This is a genomic window from Labilithrix sp. (assembly GCA_019637155.1).
GTDB lineage: Bacteria > Myxococcota_A > Polyangia > Polyangiales > Polyangiaceae > Labilithrix.
This window is the reverse complement of the sequence record JAHBWE010000004.1, coordinates 292,205-312,996: the sequence shown is the minus strand read 5'-3', so window position 1 is coordinate 312,996 and position 20,792 is coordinate 292,205. Positions and strand designations below refer to the sequence as shown.

Annotated in this window: 13 protein-coding genes; 4 read left to right on the top strand and 9 right to left on the bottom strand. The window is 70.9% G+C overall.

Going from position 1 to position 20,792, the window contains the following annotated elements; translation table 11 throughout:
- Positions 1-37 precede the first annotated feature (37 nt).
- Positions 38-1,075, top strand: coding sequence for a zinc-binding dehydrogenase (locus KF837_09905; protein ID MBX3227618.1), 1,038 nt, complete (start codon positions 38-40; stop codon positions 1,073-1,075).
- Positions 1,076-1,097: 22 nt separating this feature from the next.
- Positions 1,098-2,600, top strand: coding sequence for an RtcB family protein (locus KF837_09900; GenBank protein ID MBX3227617.1), 1,503 nt, complete (start codon positions 1,098-1,100; stop codon positions 2,598-2,600).
- 175 nt (positions 2,601-2,775) lie between these two features.
- On the opposite strand, the gene KF837_09895 is transcribed toward KF837_09900, so the two are convergent.
- The 3 genes from KF837_09895 to KF837_09885 form a co-directional block, all read right to left on the bottom strand.
- Positions 2,776-3,615, bottom strand: coding sequence for a hypothetical protein (locus tag KF837_09895; protein ID MBX3227616.1), 840 nt, complete (start codon positions 3,613-3,615; stop codon positions 2,776-2,778).
- A 344-nt stretch (positions 3,616-3,959) separates the two neighbouring features.
- Positions 3,960-7,142 carry an efflux RND transporter permease subunit gene (locus KF837_09890; protein MBX3227615.1) on the bottom strand — a complete coding sequence of 1,061 codons (3,183 nt, stop codon included), beginning with the start codon at positions 7,140-7,142 and terminating at the stop codon, positions 3,960-3,962.
- On the bottom strand, positions 7,139-8,158 hold the full coding sequence (locus KF837_09885; GenBank protein MBX3227614.1) for an efflux RND transporter periplasmic adaptor subunit: 1,020 nt from the start codon (positions 8,156-8,158) through the stop codon (positions 7,139-7,141). Before KF837_09885 ends, KF837_09890 begins: the two co-directional genes overlap by 4 nt.
- 89 nt (positions 8,159-8,247) lie before the next feature.
- Between KF837_09885 and KF837_09880 the strand changes: the two genes are divergently transcribed.
- Both KF837_09880 and KF837_09875 read left to right on the top strand, forming a co-directional pair.
- Positions 8,248-8,892 carry a TetR/AcrR family transcriptional regulator gene (locus KF837_09880; GenBank protein ID MBX3227613.1) on the top strand — a complete coding sequence of 215 codons (645 nt, stop codon included), beginning with the start codon at positions 8,248-8,250 and terminating at the stop codon, positions 8,890-8,892.
- 73 nt (positions 8,893-8,965) lie between these two features.
- The gene (locus KF837_09875) at positions 8,966-9,685 is read left to right on the top strand and encodes an SGNH/GDSL hydrolase family protein (protein ID MBX3227612.1); all 720 of its coding nucleotides are present in this window, start codon (positions 8,966-8,968) and stop codon (positions 9,683-9,685) included.
- A 16-nt stretch (positions 9,686-9,701) separates the two neighbouring features.
- On the opposite strand, the gene KF837_09870 is transcribed toward KF837_09875, so the two are convergent.
- The 6 genes from KF837_09870 to KF837_09845 all read right to left on the bottom strand — a co-directional run bounded on the left by KF837_09870 (position 9,702) and on the right by KF837_09845 (position 20,790).
- Complete coding sequence (locus tag KF837_09870; GenBank protein ID MBX3227611.1) at positions 9,702-14,393, bottom strand: cadherin-like domain-containing protein; 4,692 nt, start codon at positions 14,391-14,393, stop codon at positions 9,702-9,704.
- Complete coding sequence (locus KF837_09865; GenBank protein MBX3227610.1) at positions 14,390-16,111, bottom strand: OmpA family protein; 1,722 nt, start codon at positions 16,109-16,111, stop codon at positions 14,390-14,392. The genes KF837_09870 and KF837_09865 overlap by 4 nt, the downstream gene beginning before the upstream one ends.
- A 93-nt stretch (positions 16,112-16,204) precedes the next feature.
- Positions 16,205-17,575: a hypothetical protein gene (locus KF837_09860; GenBank protein ID MBX3227609.1), complete on the bottom strand. Its 1,371-nt coding sequence runs from the start codon at positions 17,573-17,575 to the stop codon at positions 16,205-16,207.
- 11 nt (positions 17,576-17,586) lie between these two features.
- The gene (locus KF837_09855) at positions 17,587-18,225 is read right to left on the bottom strand and encodes a hypothetical protein (protein ID MBX3227608.1); all 639 of its coding nucleotides are present in this window, start codon (positions 18,223-18,225) and stop codon (positions 17,587-17,589) included.
- A gap of 104 nt (positions 18,226-18,329) precedes the next feature.
- Complete coding sequence (locus tag KF837_09850) at positions 18,330-18,764, bottom strand: SUMF1/EgtB/PvdO family nonheme iron enzyme (GenBank protein ID MBX3227607.1); 435 nt, start codon at positions 18,762-18,764, stop codon at positions 18,330-18,332.
- 601 nt (positions 18,765-19,365) lie between these two features.
- The gene (locus tag KF837_09845) at positions 19,366-20,790 is read right to left on the bottom strand and encodes an outer membrane protein transport protein (GenBank protein ID MBX3227606.1); all 1,425 of its coding nucleotides are present in this window, start codon (positions 20,788-20,790) and stop codon (positions 19,366-19,368) included.
- Between the last annotated feature and the right edge of the window lie 2 nt (positions 20,791-20,792).

Here is a 20,792-nt window from a genome sequence, read left to right as displayed (position 1 = left end):
ATGTCATTGGAAAGGGAGCGTGTACGATCCGGCAACGATGCAGACCGAGGCGATGGTGATGATGGCGACCGGCGGACCGGAGGTGCTCGAGCGCAAGACGATCGAGCTATTCGAGCCCGGACCGCGCGAAGTCCGCATACGCGTGCGCGCGGTCGCGCTCAATCACATCGACATCTGGGGCCGGCGTGGCCTGCCACATTTCAGATACGAGTTCCCGCATCGGCTGGGCGCGGACATTTCCGGTGAGGTCGAAGCGCTCGGACCCGGTGCAAAAGGCGCCAACGTCGGCGATCACGTCGTCGTGAACCCGGGTCTCAGTTGCGGCTCATGCGAATCTTGTCTTTCCGGGAGCGATGTATTGTGCAGGCACTACCGCATCCTCGGGGAGAACACCCAGGGAGGGTATTCGCGCCACGTCGTCGTCCCCGACGCGAACCTGCTCCCGAAGCCGCGCGCGCTGTCGTTCGAGGACGCCGCCGCGCTGCCGCTCTGCTTCCTCACGGCGTGGAACATGGTCGTGAAGAAGGGCGCGATCCAGGCGGGGCACACCGTCCTCGTCCAGGCGGCCGGCAGCGGCGTGTCGAGCGCGGCGATCCAGATCGCGAAGATGCATGGTGCACGCGTCTTCGCGACGACGAGCACCGACGAGAAGGCGAAGCGCGCGAAGGAGCTCGGCGCCGACGAGGTGATCAACTACACGACCCAGGACTTCGTTGCAGAGTGCAAGCGCCTCACCGGCAAGCGCGGCGTCGACCTCGTCGTCGAGCACGTCGGCGGTGAGGTCCTCGCGAAGAGCATCGTCGCCGCGACGGCGGGCGGCCGCGTCGTCACCTGCGGCGCGACCGCGGGCTTCACTCCGCAGATCGATCTGCGCCACGTCTTCTTCCGTCAGGTCCAGGTCCTCGGCTCGACGATGGGATCGAAGGGCGACCTCTTCGGGATCCTGCGCCACGTCGAGGCGGGCAAGCTGCGACCGGTCGTCGATCGCGTGATGCCGCTGTGGGACGCGGTGGAGGCGCATCGCCTGCTCGAGGCGCGGAAGGCGTTCGGCAAGATCGTGCTTGCGGTGGATTGATCCGTGCTCATCTTCTCGCGCCATGCCGCGGGTCGAGCTCGTCCACGAAGGTGATTGGAAGCGGCGTGCCGTCTTCCAGGACGGCTATTACCGCCTCGAGACGGGCGACACCGGCGACGTGCCGGTGCGCCTCTTCCTCACGGAGAAGCTCCTCACCGAGGCGGAGCCCACGCTCTATCGCCAGGTCGTGAACGCGACGCGCTTCCCCGGCGCGAAGCTCGTCTGCGTCACGCCGGACGTGCACTACGGCTACGGCGTCCCGGTCGGCTGCGTCATCCTCACCGATCGCGACGAGGGCGCGGTCGCGATGGGCCCGGTCGGCTTCGACATCGGCTGCGGGATGATGAGCGCGGAGAGCAAGGTGCCCGCCGAGCTCGCGACGCCGGACCGGAAGCTCGAGTTCAACCGCGAGGTGACGAAGCGCGTGAACCTCGGGGCGGGAGGGCGGAGCGTGAAGCTCGGCGCGCTCTCGAAGAAGGAGCTGCAGAGCCTCGTGCGCGGCGGCGCCGAGCACTACGTCGACAAATACGGCGCGAGCTTCGATCGCTCGCGCGCGGAGCGTCATCGCATCCCGGTCGACGACACGTGGGACATCCCGTGGGGCGGCAAGGGCTCGCCGGAGCGCGGCCTCGATCAGCTCGGCTCGCTCGGCGGCGGCAACCACTTCATCGAGCTGCAGCGCTGCGTGCAGACCGGCACGCTCTTCGTGCAGGTGCACACCGGCTCACGCGGCTTCGGCCACGGCCTCGCGACCAACTACTTCCAGCTCGCGAAGGCCGAGAAGCCGGACGAGATCACCGACCTCGATCTCGGCTACTTCACGCCCGACTCGAAGCACTTTCGCGGCTACCTCAACGCCGTCGCGGCGGGCGGCAACTACGCCATCCTGAATCGCCTCGTCATCTACGAGCAGATCGCGGAGGCCTTCCGCAAGGTGTTCAAGGAGGACCTCGAGCTCGTCTACGAGATCAGCCACAACCTCGTGCAGGCCGAGACGCATCCCGAGCTCGGGAAGGTCTGGGTGCATCGGAAGGGTGCGACGCGCGCGTTCCCCGGCGGCCATCCCGCGCTCGCAGGCACGATCTGGCAGGACACCGGGCATCCCGTCCTCATCCCCGGCTCGAACCGCGACTTCAGCTACATCCTCATGCCGGAGGCGGACGCGGCGAAGAGCGGCTACTCCGTGAACCACGGCGCGGGCCGGCGTCTCTCGCGCGGCGAGGCGATGCGCCAGCTCGATCAGCGCAAGGTCGACGAGCAGTACCGGCGCGACGACATCCTCGTGAACCTCGACGGCCGCGTCCCGCTCGACGAGTCGAGCGCCTGCTACAAGTCGGCGCGCGAGGTCATCGACGCCGTCGTCGGCGCAGGCCTCGCGCGCATCGACAAGACGCTCTGGCCCCTCGCCTCGATCAAGGGTAGCGAGGAGGCCGCCGCCCGCGCGCGCCGCGCGAAGACGCGCGACAAGGAGAAGCGCCGCGACAAGGACCGCGACGCCGCCCGCCGCACGAAGGGCCACTACTGACCTTAGCTGAGGTACCAGTTTTCCATGACCGCGCTCCTCCGGTCTGGACGGAGCAAGAGCGAGGCCAGCGTGAAGGACCGCGAAATCGCGAGCTTCTGCGCGCTACGGCGTGTCGGTCTCCCGACAGGACGTCGAAGCCCAGACGCACCCGTCGGCTCGAGCTCGACCGCGCGAGCTACGTCGCGAAGACCTCGGCGGCGGTCGCGGCGGTCACCGCGCGCTCGAGCCAGCGCGAGAGCTGCTCGAGCGAGGCCGCCTGGAGGGTCTGCTCCGTCGCAGGCTCGACGCCCCCGAACCGTGCGCGAAGCACGAGCACGAGCGCGTCGCGCGTCGCAACCTGCTGCCCCTCTTCGCGGCCTTCTTGGCGGAGCTCACGCTTCCATCGTTCCACGAAATCCTGCGTCGCCATGGCAAACTCCTCGTCTTTGTCCGGCTCTCCCCAGACTTTTAGCATTCCGGAGACGATCATGTCGCGCTCCGGCACGTCGTGCTGCAGCGCGGTGGCCTCGCTCAGCGCGGCGCGCAGCACGCGACCTGCGCCGACCGCGCGCAAGAGGAGGGTATCGCTCTCGACCGGCAGCTCGTTGACGACGATCAGGCTCGTGAAGAAGTCCTCCGGCAGCGCGTACGTGCCCGACGGCCAGTCGGGGACCGCGGTGAAGCCGAGCCTCGCGAGCGCGGTCGTCGGACGGCCGGCGGACAAGATCCAGAGCCTCGATGCACGCTTGTCGGGCGTCTTCCGTCGCTCGATCAGCTTCGCCAGGCACGCCAGCACTTCGTCGCTGCTCGGCGGGTTGTGAAAGAACTCGAGCAGCGCGTGCTCTTCGTGGAACATCCGGCCGACGAGGCCAAAGCGGCGAAGCGCCTCGAGCCTCGTCGCGTCGGGCTCGAACGTCAGGTCGATCGACTGGCTGTCGGGCGCGACCTCCTCCTCCGTCTCCACCTTCCCCGCGCGCGCGAGCAGCGCGGACCACATCAGCTTCGCGAACTTGTCGAACGGTGTCCGACTCGGCATGGAGCCCTCATCGTTCGCGCCTCGGAGATGTTGCGTGAAAGGTGCGTGTCAGCGGCGGGCTTCGTAGCGGGTGGAGCGGGCGTGGCCCATGCGGACAGTTCGCGGCCGACCGATCGGCGTCGTCCGATTCGCTCTTTCGCCGTAGTCAACCCCCCTAGGGGTAATGCCGATGAGATTTGTCTCCTTTAGGTAAGGAGACATTGAGCGGGCGTATGTCGTCCCAGATCGGCGTTCTGCGTTTTCCGTGCCCGCGTTGCTCGGAGGCGGTCTCGATCGACGTCGCGACCGCGGACGCCGAGACGGTGTTCACGTGCGTCGCGGCGTCGTGCGGGTTCGCGAAGCCCCTAGGTCCGAGCTTCCCCCGCTTCGCCACCATCGTCGCGCAGCACCGAGCGTTCGACGACGCCACCATTCGCCAGCGCGTCGTCGACGCCATGAGCGCGTGGTTCTTCGACTGGAGCGCCCCGGACTGAGACGGCGGGCGCGAGCAGCTTGTAGAGGACCGGCGTGACGACGCGCGCGAGCAGCGTCGAGCTCACGAGGCCGCCGAGGATCACGATCGCGAGCGGCGAATAGAGGCTCGAGCGCTCGAGGACGAGCGGCACGAGGCCGCCGATCGCGGTGAGGGTCGTGAGGAGGATCGGGACGAATCGCGCCTCCCCCGCCTTGCGGATCGCGTCGTCGAGCGAAGCCCCCTCCTCGCGGAGCTGGTTCGTGAAGTCGACGAGCAAGATCGAGTTCTTCACCTCGATCCCCATCAGCGCGACGAAGCCGATGTTGGCGGTGAACGAGAGCGTGTTGCCGCTCACGTAGAGCGCGACGAGCCCGCCGATGACGCCGAGCGGCAGCACCGACGCGACGATGAGCGTGCTCTTGAAGGTGCGGAACTCGAGGACGAGGATCGCGAGCACGCCGAAGATCGCGATGACGATCGCGGCGCCGAGGCCGCCGAAGCTCTCCTGCCGGTTCTCGAGCTCGCCCGCGGGCTCGGCGCGCACGTCCTTCGGCAGCTCGATCTTCGCGAGCCGCGCGAGCGCGAGCTTCGTGAGGCGGTCGGTGTTGTAGCCGTCCTTCACGTGCGCGGTGACGGTGACGCTCCGCTCCTTCTGGTGGTGCCGGATCTTCGACGGCGACGGCTCCGGCACGATCGACGCGACCTGCGCGAGCGGCACCGCCGCGCCCTTCGCGCCGACGTAGAGGCGCTCGAGCGCGCCGACGTCCGGCGCCGCGCCCGGCGTCCGCCGCGGGAGCGTCACCTTGATGTCGCGCGCCTCGTCGCTCGCCGGGTCGCGGTACTTCCCCGCGACGACGCCGCCGATCGCGAGGCGCACCGCACGATCGACGTCCGGCGGCGACACGCCGAGCACCGCCGCCTTGTCGCGGTCGACCTTCACGCGCAGATCGGTCCGCCGATCGCTCGCCGGGTTGCGCACGTCGCGCGTGCCCTCGAGCTCGCCGAGGAGCTCCTCGACGTCGGAAGCGGCGCGCTCGAGCGCGGCGGGATCGTCGCCGAGGAGGCGGATCGCGATCGGGGCGTCGAGCGGCGGGCCGTTCTCGAACTCGACCACGTCGAAGCGCGGGCCCGGGTAGTCGCGGAGCTTCGCGCGCACCGACTCGACGAAGCGCGTCGGCGGCTCGTGCCCCTCGAGGACGACGAACACGTCGGCGACGTTGGCGCCCTCGTTGCGCCCGACCACGTTGTAGTAGATCTGCGGGTGCCCCTTCCCCACCGTCGTCGCGACGTGCGCGGTGCGCGGCTCTCCGGCGACGATCGACTCGACGAAGCGCGCCGCGCGATCGGTCTCCGCGAGCGCCGAGCCCTCCGCGCCCTGCACCGAGATCATGACCTGGGGTACGCCCGCCTTCGGGAACAGGCTGAACCCGATCTTCGGGACGAGCGCGAGCGCGCCGGCGAAGACGGCGAGCCCGACGAGGAGGGTGGTGCGCGGCCACGCCATCGCGCGGTCGAGGACGCGGCGGTAGCTGCCCTCGATGAGCCAGGTGAGGCCGCGGAGGAAGACGTTCCCGTGCTCCGCCTCCGGCACGAGGACGCGGCTCGCGAGGAACGGCACGACCGTGAGCGAGACGAGGAGCGACGCCGCGATCGTGACGACGACCGCGACCGGCAGCGAGCGGATGAACTGCCCCGCGTTGCCGGGCAGCATGAGGAGCGGGAGGAACGCGAAGAGGAGCGTCGCGGTGCAGCCGAGGACGCTCACCGTGATCTGCTTCGTCGCCGCGATCGCGGCCTCCACCGGCGGCCTCCCCGCGCGCACGTGGCGCGTGATGTTCTCGACCACCACGACCGAGTCGTCGACGAGGAGGCCGAGCGCGAGGACGAAGCCGACGATGCTGAGCTGGTTGATCCCGAAGCCGAACGCGTCGAGGAAGAAGAGGCCCATCGCGAGGCTGAGCGGGATCGACACCATCACGATGACCGACGCGCGCCAGCCGAGCGGCAGGAGCGTGAGGAGGACGAGGAAGATCGCGAGCCCGAAGTCGCGCGTGAACCCGGACATGCGGTGCGCGACGTTGGCGGACTGATCGAAGCCGCGCTCGAGGTGGATGCTCGGCGGCAGCGACGGCGCGAACGCGGCGAGCTCCGCGTCGATCACCTTCTTCGTCTCGAAGATGTTCTTCCCCTCCCGCTGCGGCGCGGTCACGAGCACGGCGCGCTTGCCGTCGAAGCGCGCGAACGGCGCGTCCTCCGCCTCGCGGTACGTCACCGTCGCGACGTCGGCGACGCGGATCGAGCTGCTGCCCGCGGAGCGCACGATCGTGGTCCGCACCTCGTCGATCGACGCGTAGTCGCCGCTCGTCTGCACGTTGAAGCGGCGGCTCCCCGCCTCGACGCTGCCGGCGGGGACGTTCGCGCTCTCGGCGCCGACGGCGGCGATGACCTCCTGCGGGTGCACGCCGAGCGCGACCATCCGATCGAGATCGAGCGTGACGGTGACCTCCAGCTTCGGGAGGCCGGCGACGGTGACCTCGCCGACGGAGCCGAGGTTCTCGAGCCGCCGCCGGAGCGTGCGCGCGGCGACCTCGAGCTCGCGGTACGACGCCGTCTCGCTGACGAGCGCGACCTCGGCGACGTTCACGTTCGCGGCGTTGAACTGGCGCACCTCGAGCCGCGCGAGCTCCGGCGGCAGGGTCGGGCGGAGCGCGGTCGTCTCGCGCAGCACCGCGTCGTGCTTCTCGGTCGGATCGCTGCCGGCGACGAACTCGACGCGCGTGACCGACACGCCGTCCTCGATCTCGGTGCGCATCGTCTTCACGTCGGCGAGCGACTTCAGCTTCGTCTCGAGCGGATCGACGACGAGGCGCTCCACGTCGGTGGGGCTCGAGCCGGGGAGCACCGCGACGACGACGAACGTCGCGAACGGGAAGGTCGGGTCCTCCGACTTCGGCACGGTGAAGAGCGACTGGACGCCGAGCGCGACGACGGCGAGGAAGACGACGAGCGTGAACTGCCACCGCCGGACGGCGAACGCGGTCGGTCCTCCGGCCGCGTCTCGACCAGCGCTCACGGGACGATCCGCACGGAGGTGCCGTCCGCGAGGCGGGAGGCGCCGGCCTCGACGACCTCCGCGCCTTCGAGCGTGGACGCGAGCGCGATCCGCGCGCCATCGAGGAAGGCGACCTTCACCGGCACGCGCCGCGCCCGACCGGCGTCGACGACGTAGACCGCGCTCTCGTCGCCCGGTCCGAACGTGACCGCGCCGGCGGGCACGACCGCGCCCGCGTCTTCGAGGTGCGCGATCTCCACCTTCGCGGTGAGCCCGGAGAGCACCGTCTTCGGCGGCGACGCGAGCTTCACCTCGACCTCGAAGGTGCCCGCGCCCGCCGTCGCCACCGTCGCGACCTGGGTGACCTTGCCGTCGTGCACCTGCGTCGGATCGGCGTCGAGGACGACGCGCGCCGGATCGCCCTCGTGGATACGAAGGACGTCGCGATCGGTCACCCCGATGCGCACGATCGCGCCCTTCGACTGCCCGCTCATGTGGAGCACCGCGCGCCCGGGCGCGACCACCTCGCCCGGCTCGACGAGCCGCTTGTCGACGCGGCCGTCGTCGGGGGCGACGATGACGGAGCGCTGCGCGTTGAACGCCGCCGCGTTCGTGCCCGCCTCCGCGAGCGCGAACGCGGTCTCGGCGTTCTGCACCTCGACGATCGCGATCGCGCCGCTCGCGTGCAGCTTCCGCACGCGCTCGAGGTCGCGCTCCGCCTTCGTCGCGCCCTCCTTCGCCTGGCGCAGCGCCGCGTCGACCTCGGTCGGATCGAGCCGCGCGAGGACCTGCCCGCGCCGCACGCGCGCGCCCTCCTCGACCGAGACCGCGGAGACGAGCCCGCCGACCTTGAACGAGAGGTCGATCTCGCTCTTCAGCCGCAGCACGCCGGTCCCGCGGATCGGCCGCGCGATCGGGCCGTGCTCCACCTTCGCGAGCCGCACCGCCACCGCGGGGTCCTCGGCCTTCGGCGCCGTCGCCGCCTCCGCGCCGCTGCAGCCCGCGAGCGCGATCAACAACCAGGGAGAAATGCGCATCCGCCGCTCCTTGACAGTGTCCAGTAGACATTGTCTAGGGCTTGAGCTTGACAATGTCAAGACGCGAGGTGAAGTAAGGTGGAGTGGACTTGGCGCTCGCGAAGAAGAGGGACGACGACGTCCGCGGCGAGATCCTCGCCGCGGCGGTGCGCACGATCGAGGAGGGCGGGCTCGCCGACCTCAGCATGCGAGAGGTGGCGCGGCGCGCGGGCGTGAGCCATCAGCTGCCGTACCACTACTTCACCGATCGCGAGGGCATCCTCGCCGCGATCGCGCAGTCCGGTTTCACGCTCCTCGGCGCGCGCCTGAGGAAGCTGACCACCGCGGACATGACGGGCGCGGAGAAGCTCGCCGCGGCGGGCCGTGAGTACGTCGAGTTCGCGTGCGACCACCCCGCGCACTTCCGCGTGATGTTCCGCAACGACTTCGTCGCGGTCGAGCGCTTCCCGACCGCGCAGGAGAACGCCGACGACTGCTTCGCGCTCCTCCCGAAGCTCGTCGGCGAAGCGATCGCGGACGGCCTGCCGCCGAAGCCGGACGAGCGCGCCCTCGTCATCCTCGGCTGGTCGATCGCGCACGGCCTCGCGTGCCTCCTCCTCGACGGCCCGCTCGCGAAGAAGCTCCCCGACGCCGCCGGCGCCCGCGCCGCCACCGTGCACGCGGTGATGGAGGCGCTCAAGAACCTCGTCGAAGCAAGCTCGAAGCCACGACGCAAACGACCACGCTCGACGTGAGCCCGCGAGCGCGGCGATGGGAGGCGTGAGACATCGGCGAACCTCGTCGCCGCGGCGATGGGAGGTGTGAGGCATGAGCGTGGTTCGGGCGCGGGTGCGGTTTTGGCTTCATGCGCCGGTGTTGCCGGTGGCGGTGGCGATGGGGGCGCACGCGCGGCGTCGTATGCCCAGCCTCCCCGAAGCTGCGGGGGAGCGCGGCGGCGCGGTGGCCGGCGACGGCGCGGCGTTCGAGCTCGCGGTGCTCGGGGAGTCGACCGCGGCCGGTGTCGGCGTCGGCTCGCAAGAGGAGGGGCTCGGCTTCGCGCTCGCGCGGGCGCTGCGTCGCCACGTGCGCGTGCAGATCGCCGGTGAGAGCGGCGCCACCGTCGCGCGCGTGCACGAGCTCGTGTCGTCGCTCGCGTTCCCCGTCGATGCGGTCGTCGTCGCGATCGGCGTCAACGACACGCTGGAGCTGACGCGCGGCCGCACCTGGACCCGCCGCGTCGCGGCGCTCGTGCGCGACCTCCGCGCGCGCGGCGCACGCGAGGTCGTCGTGTCCGGTCTCCCGCCGCTCGGCGCGTTCCGTTCGCTGCCGCAGCCCACCCGCTCCGCGGTCGGCGCGCGCGCGGACTACCTCGACGCCCTCCTCCGCCGCACGTGCGCCGCCCTCGACGCGCGCTACGTCGCCTTGAACCTGCCCCCGCGCGAGGAGTACCTCGCGCGAGATGGGTTCCACCCGTCGGCGGCGGGTTACGCGCGCTGGGCGGAGACGATCGCGGCGACCGCGCTCACGGCGACCGCGAAGGCGCCGTGAGCGCCCCGCCGCGCCGTCACCTCTTGTTGCGGCGGCGCGTGCGGTAGGCGAGCGCGAGGCCGAGGCCGAGCGCCCACGCGGTGGAGGACGCGGCGGTGCCGGGGGTCGCCGCGCAGTTGATGCCGCCGCCTTCGAGCGAGCCGCCGTCGTCGGGCGGGGTCGTGCCCGGGACGGTCGGGCCGCCGTCGACGTCGACGCCGCCGCTCGTGCCGCCGGGTCCGCAGGTGCCGGCGACCTCCGTCGTCGACGAGCAGACCTGACCGCTCGGGCAGCCGTTGCCGCCCGTGCCGCGGCAGCCCGCGCCGCACGCGCCGTCGTTGCAGATCTGTCCGCTGTCCGCCGCGCCGCACTCGGAGTCCTGCGTGCAGGGCGTGCCGTCGTCGGCCGGGTCGAGCGGGTCTCGCTCGCCGCTGTCGACGCGGCCGTTCTTGTTCACGTCCTCCGCCCCGTCGCGCACGCCACCCTTGTCGGTGTCGGGATCGAGCGGGCTCGTCCTCGTCGACGGATCGGCGTCCGCGATGCACTGGTTCTTCGACGTGTCCGTGCCCGGGTTCGCGCAGTCGAAGCCCATCTCGGTGCCGTCGAACAGGCCGTCGCCGTCGCTGTCGGAGTCGAGGACGTTGGGCTTGCCGTCCCCGTCCGTGTCCTCGGTCGGGTTCGGCTCCTGGCCGTCGGGCACGCCGTCGTCGTCGGAGTCGGCGTCGTTTTTGTGCGAGCCGATCGCGTCCTCGAATTTATCGGTAAGGCCGTCACCATCGGTATCGGCGTTCCCCGGATCGGCGTCGTCCGCGCCGTTGCCCGGCGTCGGGTTCGTCTCGCCGAAGTCGACGCGGCCGTTGCGGTTGAAGTCCTCGGAGCCGTCGCTCACGCCGCCCTTGTCCGTGTCGCGGAGGAGCGGGCTCGTGCGCGAGGAGGGATCGGCGTCGGCGATGCAGCGCTGGCGCGCGGCGTCGGTCGCGGGATCGGAGCAGCTCTTGCCCATCTCCGTGCCGTCGAACAGGCCGTCGTTGTCGCTGTCGGCGTCGAGCACGTTGCGGAGCCCGTCGCCGTCGGTGTCGTGCGACGGGTTCGGCTCGTCCCCGTCGCGCACGCCGTCGTCGTCGGTGTCGGCGTCGCTCGGGTTCGAGCCGAGGGTGCGCTCGAGGTCGTCGCCGAGGCCGTCGCCGTCGGTGTCGACCACCGTCGCGTCGTCCGCGCCCTGGCCGAAGACCGGGTTCGTCTCGCCGACGTCGAGGCGGCCGTTGAGGTTCCAGTCCTCGGAGCCGTCGGACGCGCCGCCCTTGTCGGTGTCGCGATCGAGCGGGTTCGTGCGCGTGGAGGGATCGGCGTCCGCGACGCAGCTCCGCTTCCGGAAGTCGGTCGCGGGGTGCGCGCAGGCCTTGCCCATCTCCGTGCCGTCGAAGAGGCCGTCGTTGTCGCTGTCGGGATCGAGCGGGTTGACGAGGCCGTCGCCGTCCGAGTCCTCGGTCGGGTTCGGCTCCTCGCCGTCGAGCACACCGTCGTCGTCGCTGTCGGCGTCGTTCGGATCCGTGCCGATCGAGATCTCGAACGCGTCGGGGAGGCCGTCGTTGTCGCTGTCCGGCGGCGCGTTGAGGTCGTCCGCGCCCTGCCCCGCGATCGGGTTCTGCTCGCCCGGATCGAAGCGGCCGTTCCGGTTCAGGTCCTCCGCGCCGTCCATCACGCCGCCGCGATCGGTGTCGCGGAGGAGCGGGCTCGTCTTCGTCGTCGGATCGGCGTCGACCGTGCAGCGGCCCTTCGACGCGTCGGTCGCGGGGTTCGAGCAGGCCTGGCCCATCTCGAGGCCGTCGAAGAGGCCGTCGTTGTCGCTGTCCGCGTCGACGACGTTCTTCGCGCCGTCGCCGTCGGTGTCGTCGCTCGGGTTCGCCTCGTCACCGTCGAGGAGCCCGTCGTCGTCGGAGTCGGCGTCGTTCGGATCGGAGCCGAGGAAGCGCTCGAGCGCGTCGCTGAGGCCGTCGCCGTCGGTGTCCGTCACGCTCGCGTCGTCGGCGCCCTGACCCGCGATCGGGTTCGTCTCGCCGGGGTCGACGCGGCCGTTGAGGTTCGCGTCCTCCGAGCCGTCGCTCTTGCCGCCGCCGTCGGTGTCCTTGTTCAGCGGATCGGTCGTCGTCGAAGGATCGGCGTCCGGCACGCAGCGGCGCTTCGAGAGGTCGGTCGCCGGATTGGAGCAGCCGAGGCCCATCTCGGTGCCGTCGAAGAGGCCGTCGTTGTCGCTGTCGGGATCGAGCGCGTTGATGAGGCCGTCGCCGTCGGTGTCCGCGGCGGGGTCCCGCTCGTCGCCGTCGAGGACGCCGTCGTCGTCGGAGTCGGCGTCGTTCGGATCGGTGCCGATCGCGATCTCGATGTCGTCGGGGATGCCGTCGTTGTCGCTGTCGGCGCCGCCGGCCCCGATCGCGACGGTGACGTTGCCGGTCGCGGTCAACGTGCCGTCCGAGACGGTGTACGTGAACGTCGCGCTTCCGGTCGCGCCGATCGGCGCGGTGTAGCGGATCTGGTTACCAACGATCGTCGCCGTGCCGATCGACGGCGTGCTCACCGCCGTGATCGTGAGCACGGTCGGCGGGATGCCGTCGGGATCGGTGTCGTTCGCGAGGACGTCGATGTCGACCGAGGTGCCGACGCTCGCGGTCGCGGTGTCGTCGTTCGCGATCGGCGCGTCGTTCACCGGCGTCACCGTGATCGCGATCGTGTCCTCGTCGATCTGCGGCGTCGTCGGCGCCGGCATCGTGTTGCCCTGGTCGTTCGTCGTGATCCGGAGCGTCGCGGCGCCGTTGAAGTTCGGATCGGGGCGGAACGTGAGCGTCGCGAGCGCGTTGTTGATCGCGGTGACGGTGCCGGTGAACGTCATCGTCGCGTCGCTCGTGCCGTCGCCGGTCGTGAACGTCAGGCCCGCGATCGTGAAGAGGCTCACCGTGCCGTTCGTCGCGGCGAGCGTCACCTGCACCGGGTTGTTCCGCGCGTCGATGTCGCGGATCGAGATCGTGTTCCCCGCGGTGAAGGTGAGGGTCGTGTCCTCCGCGACGGTGCGCGCGCCCGGCACGGTGTTGACCGGCGCGTTGTTCGCGTAGCAGCTCGTCGCCGCGAGCTCTCCGCGCGTGATCGTCGCGTTCGCGACCCCGCCCGCTCCGCCGGTCGCGCCGTTCATGTCGAACTCGGAGAGCGACGAGGAGCTCGTCGTCCCGCCGGCCGCGCCGTTCGCCGCCCGCGCCGGCGTGCCCGCGCTGATCGCGATGTAGCCGCCGCCGCCGCCGCCGCCGGGGCCCTCCGCCTCCGCCGAGCCGATGATCTGGTTGCCGCCCACGCCGCCGTTCGCCTGGAGCGTGAAGGAGCCCGGGACCGAGTCGGCGATGACGATGACGGTGCCGCCGCCGCCGCCGCCGCCCGGCGCGTCGTTGCCGCCCGCGGTCGTGCTCGTCGCCGCCGCGCCGTTCGCGCGGATCGCGGACTGCGCGGTGCCGACGAGCGTGCCGGTCTCGAGCAGCACGAGGCCGCCGCCGCGAGCCCCCGCCGTCCCCGCGTTGTTGTTCGAGTCGCCGGCGCCGCCGCCGCCGCCGAGGAAGTAGCGCGTCGGCTGACCGGCGACGGGGCCCGAGACGAGCGGACGCCCGCCGAAGCCGCCGACGGGCTGCCGGCTGTTGCCGTCCCAGTCTCCCTCGCCCGGAGCGAGCGTGCAGGCGTCGCCGTTCGCGGCGCTGTACGTGTAGCCGCCGCGACCGCCGCCGGTCGACGTCGTGCGCGCGTTGCCGTTCGCGACGAAGCCGGGATCGAGGCGCCACGGATCGTCCGTGCACGTCGGGAACGTGCCGGTCATGACGCCTTGCCCGTTCCAATTCGCGAGGTTGCCCGCGTTCGCGCCGCCGCCGCCGCCGGCGTTGTGCGCGTTGCCGCCGCCGCCGCCGTTCGCCGGCGCGCCGCGGCCGAAGGCGCCGCCGTTCGCGGCGTACTCGGTGGTGAAGCCCGCGATGCTCTCGCCCTTCTGCGCGCCGAACGTCCCCGCCGCGCCGCGGAAGCCGAAGACGCCGGTGCCGGCCGCGGTCGTGTCCTGCTCGACCGCGCCGCCGCGGAAGCCGGTCCCCGACGCGTCGATGACCGCGTTGCCGTTCAGCGTGGTCGTGCCCGAGACGCGGAGCGCGACGACGCCGCCGACCGCCCCGTCCCAATTCTGCGGGATGATCGACGCGCCGTTGTTGATCGTGAGCGACGAGTACTCCGGGACGCGGACGACCTGCGTGTGCCCGCTCGCGCTGTACGCGTTGCGGGTGCCGCCGCAGGCGCCCTCGAGCGTGATCGTGTTGCCGGTCACGCTCGCGACGTGGACGAACTCGAAGACGCCGGCGCCGCCGAGCGCGGTCACGTCGCCGTAGCTCGCGGTGTCGGACGTGTCGATCGTCGCGCCCTGCATCTGCATGATCATGATGAGGCTGCCCGGACCGAAGGTCGGCCCGAGCTCGGTGACGTTCGACACCGTGACCGTCGACGCGCCCGCCGCGACGTCGGCGGTGACGGGGACGTAGCGGTTCACGATCGTGCCGAGGACGTTGATCGTCCCCACGCCGTCCGCGCCGGGCGCGAACTCCTGCTGCACGGCGCCGAGCGGCGCGGTGGCCTCGTCGGGACCCGCCATCGAGCAGGCGCCCGACAGAACCATGACCGACACGACGCCGACTGCACGAAGGAAGGAACGATTCATTGCGGTTTCTCCTGCTGCGATTCGATATGGAACTCGACGCGACGGTTCTCGCGGCGCCCCTCCTCGGTGGTGTTCTCCGACATCGGGCGGTCCTGGCCGTAGCCCTTGCTCGTGAGGCGATCGGCGGCGATGCCTTTCTTCACGAGCCACTTCACGACGCTGGCAGCGCGGCCCTCGCTGAGCTTCTGGTTGGCGGCGGGCTTGCCGCGGTTGTCGGTGTGGCCTTCGACGCGCAGCTTCGTGATCTCGGGGTGCTTGTCGAGGACGGTCTTCACCGCCTCGAGGATCGACTCGCTGTCCTTGCCCGGGACGATCGCGGTGCTGTTCGTCGCGAACTTCACCTGATCGAGGATCTTGATCTGCCCGTCCTTGATGAACGCCTGCGGGCAGCCGTTGCGGCGCGGGTCCTTGTCCGGCTTGCCCGGCTCGTCGGGGCACGCGTCCTGCTCGTTCGGGACGCCGTCCTTGTCGCGGTCCGGATCCTCCGGGCAGCCGTTCCGCTTCGGGTCGCTGCTCGCGACGCCCGGCTCGTCGACGCAGGCGTCTTCCTTGTCGATGACGCCGTCGCCGTCCCGGTCGGGGCAGCCGTTCTTCTTCGGATCGCTCGACTTCGGTCCCGGATCGTCGGGGCACGCGTCGCGATCGTCGTAGATCCCGTCCTTGTCGCGATCGGAGGGCGGCGGCGCCTCCTCCTCTTCTTCGACCGGGCAGCCGTGCTTCTTCGGGTCCTTCGACGCGACGCCCTTCACGTCGGGGCACGCGTCGTCGTCGTCGTAGATGCCGTCGCCGTCGCTGTCCTTCCGCTCCTTCTCCATCGCCGGCATCCACTCGAGGCCGAAGAGGAGGCGCGTCTCGGGCGCGCCGAAGCCGCGCGTGAAGCCCATCGCGACGCCGCCGGCGATGCGGAAGCTGTCGGTGAGGTGCACGTGCGTGCCGAGGAGCCCCTCGACCGGCGTCGCCTTGCGCCCGAAGAAGTCCTTCCCGATCGTGCTGCCGTAGAGCTCGGGGCCGACCACCATCTTGCCGTCGAGGAGGCGCAGGCCGGCCGCGCCGCCGAACGTGATCTCGCTCCCGAGCTCGGAGCCGGCGTACGGCTCGGTGCGGGCGCGGTACATGAAGCCGGCGCGCACGCTGTACACGAAGACGCCGACCTCGCCCGCCGCGATGAGGTGGGGCGAGAAGCGCGCGCTGCCTTCGCTCGAATACGAGCCTTCGGTCGCGGTCGGGATCCAGAGGTTGACGCCCGCCGCGAGCGAGAACGCGCTCCGGTACTCGCCGGCGAGCTTCACGTCGCCGCCGAGGCGGATGTCGCCGAACGTCGTGTTGCTCGTCGGCGCGGCGTAGGTCACGCCGTTGATCGTGCCGGACTCGCCGGTCGTGTACGCGTAGAGCGGGACGTTGAGGTTGAGGCGGAGCGTGTCGAACAGGTTGACGCTGCCGCCGAGGTGGACGACGAACTGATCGGAGACGACGCGGCTGCGGACGGATCCGTCGCGGTTGTAGATGACGAGCGGGTTGCGCGCCCACTCCGCGACCGCCCCGACGGCGGGCCGCACGTTGCCGCGGAGGTCGAGCGTGTCGAGGACGAACCACTCGCTTCCGCGCGCCGAAGGCTCGAAGCGATTGATCGCGAAGCCGCGCGCCTGCTGCGCCTCCGCATCGACCGCCGCCGTCGCAACGACGGCCCCCGCGAGCAAACCCAGGATCCGATGTCTCATGCGACCGGCGACCATCCTCGGGATCGACTCCGGTGGCAAGCGCAACGTTCGCGCGCTCTCTGGTTCTCGTTAGCGCTCTCGTAAGCGCTCTCGTTAGCGGCCGAGCGCGGCTCCGACTTCCACGTTTGCCCTCGCGAGCGGCGCGTCGAGGCCGGGCCATCGCGTCCCGGCGGTGAACCCTCGCGCCGGATCCGCGCACTGCACGAGGCCGGTGTTCGCCTGCGCCGTCGCGTCCCGGCGATCGCTCCACGCGCTCCAGTGAACGCCGACGACGGACGGGTACGCCGCGAGCTGCGCGAGCTGCGACGCATAACGTGCGCCGCGCTCCGCCTGCGTCTCGACGAGCGGCGGCGCGGTGTTCGTCCATCCGTCGATGCGCGCGCGGAGGCCGGTCTCGCTCACGATGACGGGGAGCTGTGTCTTCTCGGCGAGGAGGCGGAGGGCGTCGCCGAGCCACGGCTCCTCGAACGTGGGGGCAGCGGAGTAGAGGTTCAGCGCGACGAGATCGAACCGCGCGAGGAGCGAGGCGCGCTCGGGGTCGAGCTCGCCGAGGGCGAGGCGCGGCGCCGCCACGACGTGCCGCCCCGACGCCGTGCGCACGAAGTAGAGGACGAGGTTGACCCACTCGGGGAGCAGCCGCTCGAGGACGAAGCGCTGGAGGTCGCGCCCGCGCGCTCCTTCGTCCGGCGCCGGCTTCGCCGTCGCGACCTCCTCGATGCTCGCGAACGACGAGCCCCACGCCGCGTTGAGCGCCGCCACGGACGGATAGAGCAAGTGGAGGAACTTCACGAGCGCGTGCGGCGCGCAGTGCGGCTTCGGCACGGTCGAGGTCGCGGGGCAGTCCGACCAGAGCCAGGGGCGGAGGTCGCGCGCCTGCTCGAACATGCCGGTCTCGTGACCGAGGTAGAAGACCTGGAGGCGCGGATCGTCGCGGAGCGGGCGGACGTCGGCGAGGAGCATCGCCTCGAGGTCGGCGCGGAAGCCGAGGCTCCACGGATCGCCGACCTTCACGCCGGAGCGGCCGGTGACGAGCGGGGCGCCGCTCGCGTCCTTGAGCGCGCGATCGTCACCGCGCGGCACGGGCGAGAGCACGACCGAATACGGCGCGTCGAGGTCGCCGATCTCGCTGAACGCGCCGGCGGAGTTGAAGCCGAGCGCGGTGAGCGAGGCCCACTCGCGCTCCGGCGACGAGCGGCGGAGGTGCTCGCTCATGCCGTCGCAGCCGTCGGCGCGCAGCACGCCGTCGACGCCGAGCACGAACGTGCGCTCGCCGCGCGGGCTCACCATCCACGCGCGCTCGCTGTCGGGCGGCCGCTCGAGGTGCCAAAAGGAGCGCGGAGCGGCCGCGTCCGCGGCGTCGGGCGCGGCGGCGGCGGCGTCCGCAACGACGACGCCGCGCGGCGACGCGGCGTCGCCGGCTTCGCAAGCCGACACGAAGAGGAGCGCGAGGAGCGGCCGCCGCATCGAAGCGAGCGTCAGCCGCCGCCGCAGCGCCCCGGGGTCGCGCACTTCCCCGCGCGGCACGCGCCGCTCGCGCACGCCTCGTCCGACGTGCAGTCGCCGCCCTTGGCGACGAGCTCGTCGCAGACCGCGGTGTCGGGGTTACAGCGCATCCCGGCCGCGCATCCGTCGGGCGCGCACGGCTCGCCCGCGGCGGGGAACGGCCTGCACGCGCCGCCCTCGCAGCTGCCGCTCTTGCAGTCGAGGTACGAGGCGCACTCCGCGCCGTCGGCGACGAGCGGCTCGACGATGGCGGGGTTGCAGAGCCCGTACGCGTCGCCGAGGTGGAGGCGCACGAGGCGGGCATGGAACGCGCTGCACGAGAGCGCGCGCACCTCCGCGACGCACGCGTCGCTCCGCTCGAGGTGGAGCGCGACGCGCCCCTTCGCGACCGCCTCGTCGGTGGGCGGCTTGTAGTCACGCCCGTTCTTCTGATGCAGCGCGACGCAGCCCTCCTGCGTCGGCGGCGATCGCACGTCGACGAAGGAGAGATCCGCGAGCTCCGCCTCCGAGCAACACGAGAAGATGCGCTCGCAGAGCGCCTTCGCGTTCGCGTCGATCGCGGCGTCCTTCGCCGCGTCGGGATCGGGATCGTCGCCGCACGCGAACAACACGACGAAGGCAACGACAGCGGCACGACAGACTGTGCGGGAGCCTGACACGTTCAAGTGTCCATCATCGCACGTCTGCTCGGCTGTCACGTCTCGATCGGGTCAGATCAGAGGCTCCGCACGAGGCGGAAGCCAATGCCAAGCCCGGGCGAGCGCTCCTTCCACTCGGTCGACAAGGCGCGGTTCGACGCGCGAAGCAGCGACGGCCAGTGCCGGTACCCGCCGCCGCGAGTGAGGCTTCGTGGCTTGGAAGGAAGGAGCCCGCCACGATCGGTCACGGGTCCCGGCGGCGTGCTCCCGCTGAGGCCATCGTTCACCCACTCGGCGACGTTGCCGAGCATGTCGTAGAGCCCCCAGGCGTTCGGCAGCTTGGTCCCAACCGGGTGCGTAGAACCGCTCGCGTTCACGCAGTACCACGCGATGGGGTCCAGCGCCTCGTCCTGACAACATTCATCGTAGAGTGTCTCCTGCGAGGTGATGTCTGCCGTGTAGAAGCTCGTCCGCGTGCCCGCGCGCGCGGCGTATTCCCACTCGGCTTCCATCGGCAGGCGGTAGCCCTGGCATTCGTACAGTGACGGCGGCCCTTGCCGACCTCGCCCGTACAGTCCGCGAGCTCGTAGCAAGGAGATAGACCTTCCTTTGCCGAAAGGGCATTACTGTACGCCACCGCTTCATACCAGGTAATGCTTCCGACCGGACAGTTGGGGTCCGTGCAATCGTGATATCCGCTATCCTTGAAGCGGTCGCTCGTATTCGGGTAGCCCGCCGCCATCCACTCCGCTTGCGTGACTTCGTACTGACCATGTCGCCCGAACCTCCGGATGTCTACAGGTGATTCCATTGATCTGTCGCTCCGCGGCCGGGACCTGCTGAGGAACGGACCAGGGGCCGAGTGGCCGACTGTTCTTGCATAGGCTCGGGACCGACGCCTCGGTTCGCGGTTCTTCAGGTTCGCCACGGGCGTCGTGAGGAGCCAACGAAGCGTCGGTCAAGACGGGAGAACCGCTACCTTCATGGCGACTCTCACTAGAACATGCATACCCAAGTGCCGGAAGAACTCCGACAATGGCGACACCAGCAAAGAGACGTCGCCTTTCACGAAGACTCCTCGGACGGTCCGGCGGAAGGAGGCGTCTTACCAGTCTACTGAAACTGGTACGTCGCGCCGAGGCCGATGATGTTGGCGCTCTGCTCGTACTTGCCGGCGTTGATCGGGACCGGTGTGACGGGGTTGCCGCGGAGTGGGTTGACGGCGGAGACCTTCGCGGTGGCGGGGTCGACGTCCTCGCTGAAGCCGAAGAGGTGCGCGAAGAGCACGTCGATGCGAAGCCCCGGCATCGGGCGCACGCCGGCGCCGATGCCGATCGTGACGTGGCTCAGGTCGGTGGTGAGCGGCGTCTGGTAGTCGGTGGGGACCGCGCTCGTCTCGTAGTTCACGCCGCCGCGGAGATCGAGGCCGACCGGCGCGCGCTCGCGCTGGAGGACGGTGACCTCGCCGCCGAGGCGGAAGCTGTTCGACGCCTGGAAGTTGCGCGGGATGCTCACCGGCGGGACGTTGAACGGGCTCGGGAAGCCGGTGATGCCGCTGAACGAGAGCGACGTCGGCGTGATGTCGAGCGAGCGATGCACGTTCCAGAACTCGCGCACGTACGCCGCCTCCACCCGCACGTCGCGGAGCGGCCGCACCTCGATGCCGGCGCGGAACGTCGCCGGCAGATCGGTCTTCACGCGCACGCCATTGCCGGTCTGGCTCGCGGTGTCGAACGCGGCCGCGCGCGGGAGCGTGACGTTGAGCTCCGCGGGGACGTCGATGCGGTACGGGAGGTGGAACGCGGCGCCGAGGCGGATGTTCGGGTGCGGCACCGCGGTGACGCCGAAGTGCGCGCTCGGCGCGAAGATCGGCTTCGTCTTGAGCTTCGCCCGCGCGTCGTACTCCGGCGACTCGGGCGCGGCGAGGAGACGATCCTGCGGGCTCGCGCTGAAGATGAGGTCGGACTGCAGCTCGCCGACGAGCGCCTCGAAGCCGGCCCCGATGCGGAGCTCCTCGATCGGCTTGAACGCGACGTAGGCGCCGACGTTCGCGAGGACGGAGCCCTCGAGCGAGACGAGCGAGTAGCGCGACGGCGCGGGCTGGCCGTCGGCGAGCGTCGCGGGGTACTTCGAGAGCGACGCGTACGGCGCGTGGACGCCGGCCGCGAACGTGAACATCCCGTTGCCGGGCGAGTACGATCCGGCGAGGGTCGGGATCGGGAGGAAGGGCGTCGCGCCGTCGACCGGCGGCGAGGTCAACGTGGTGGGGTTGCCGGCGGAGTCGGTGACGATCGATCGGCGCGTGAACGTCGTCGACACGTTGACCCACGCGAGATCGAGCAAGAGCGCGGTGCGCGCGTCGGAGAGACCGGCCGGGTTGTACGTGATCGCGCCGAGGTCGTCCGCGCCGGCGACGAACGCCCCGCCGCGCGCGAGCGGCCGCACGCCGCGCTCCGACGTGTACATGCCCGAGGCGTGGGCCGTTCCTTCCAGGCCCGCCACGACCGTGAAGGCGAAGAGGAGCCGGAGCGCTTTCATGA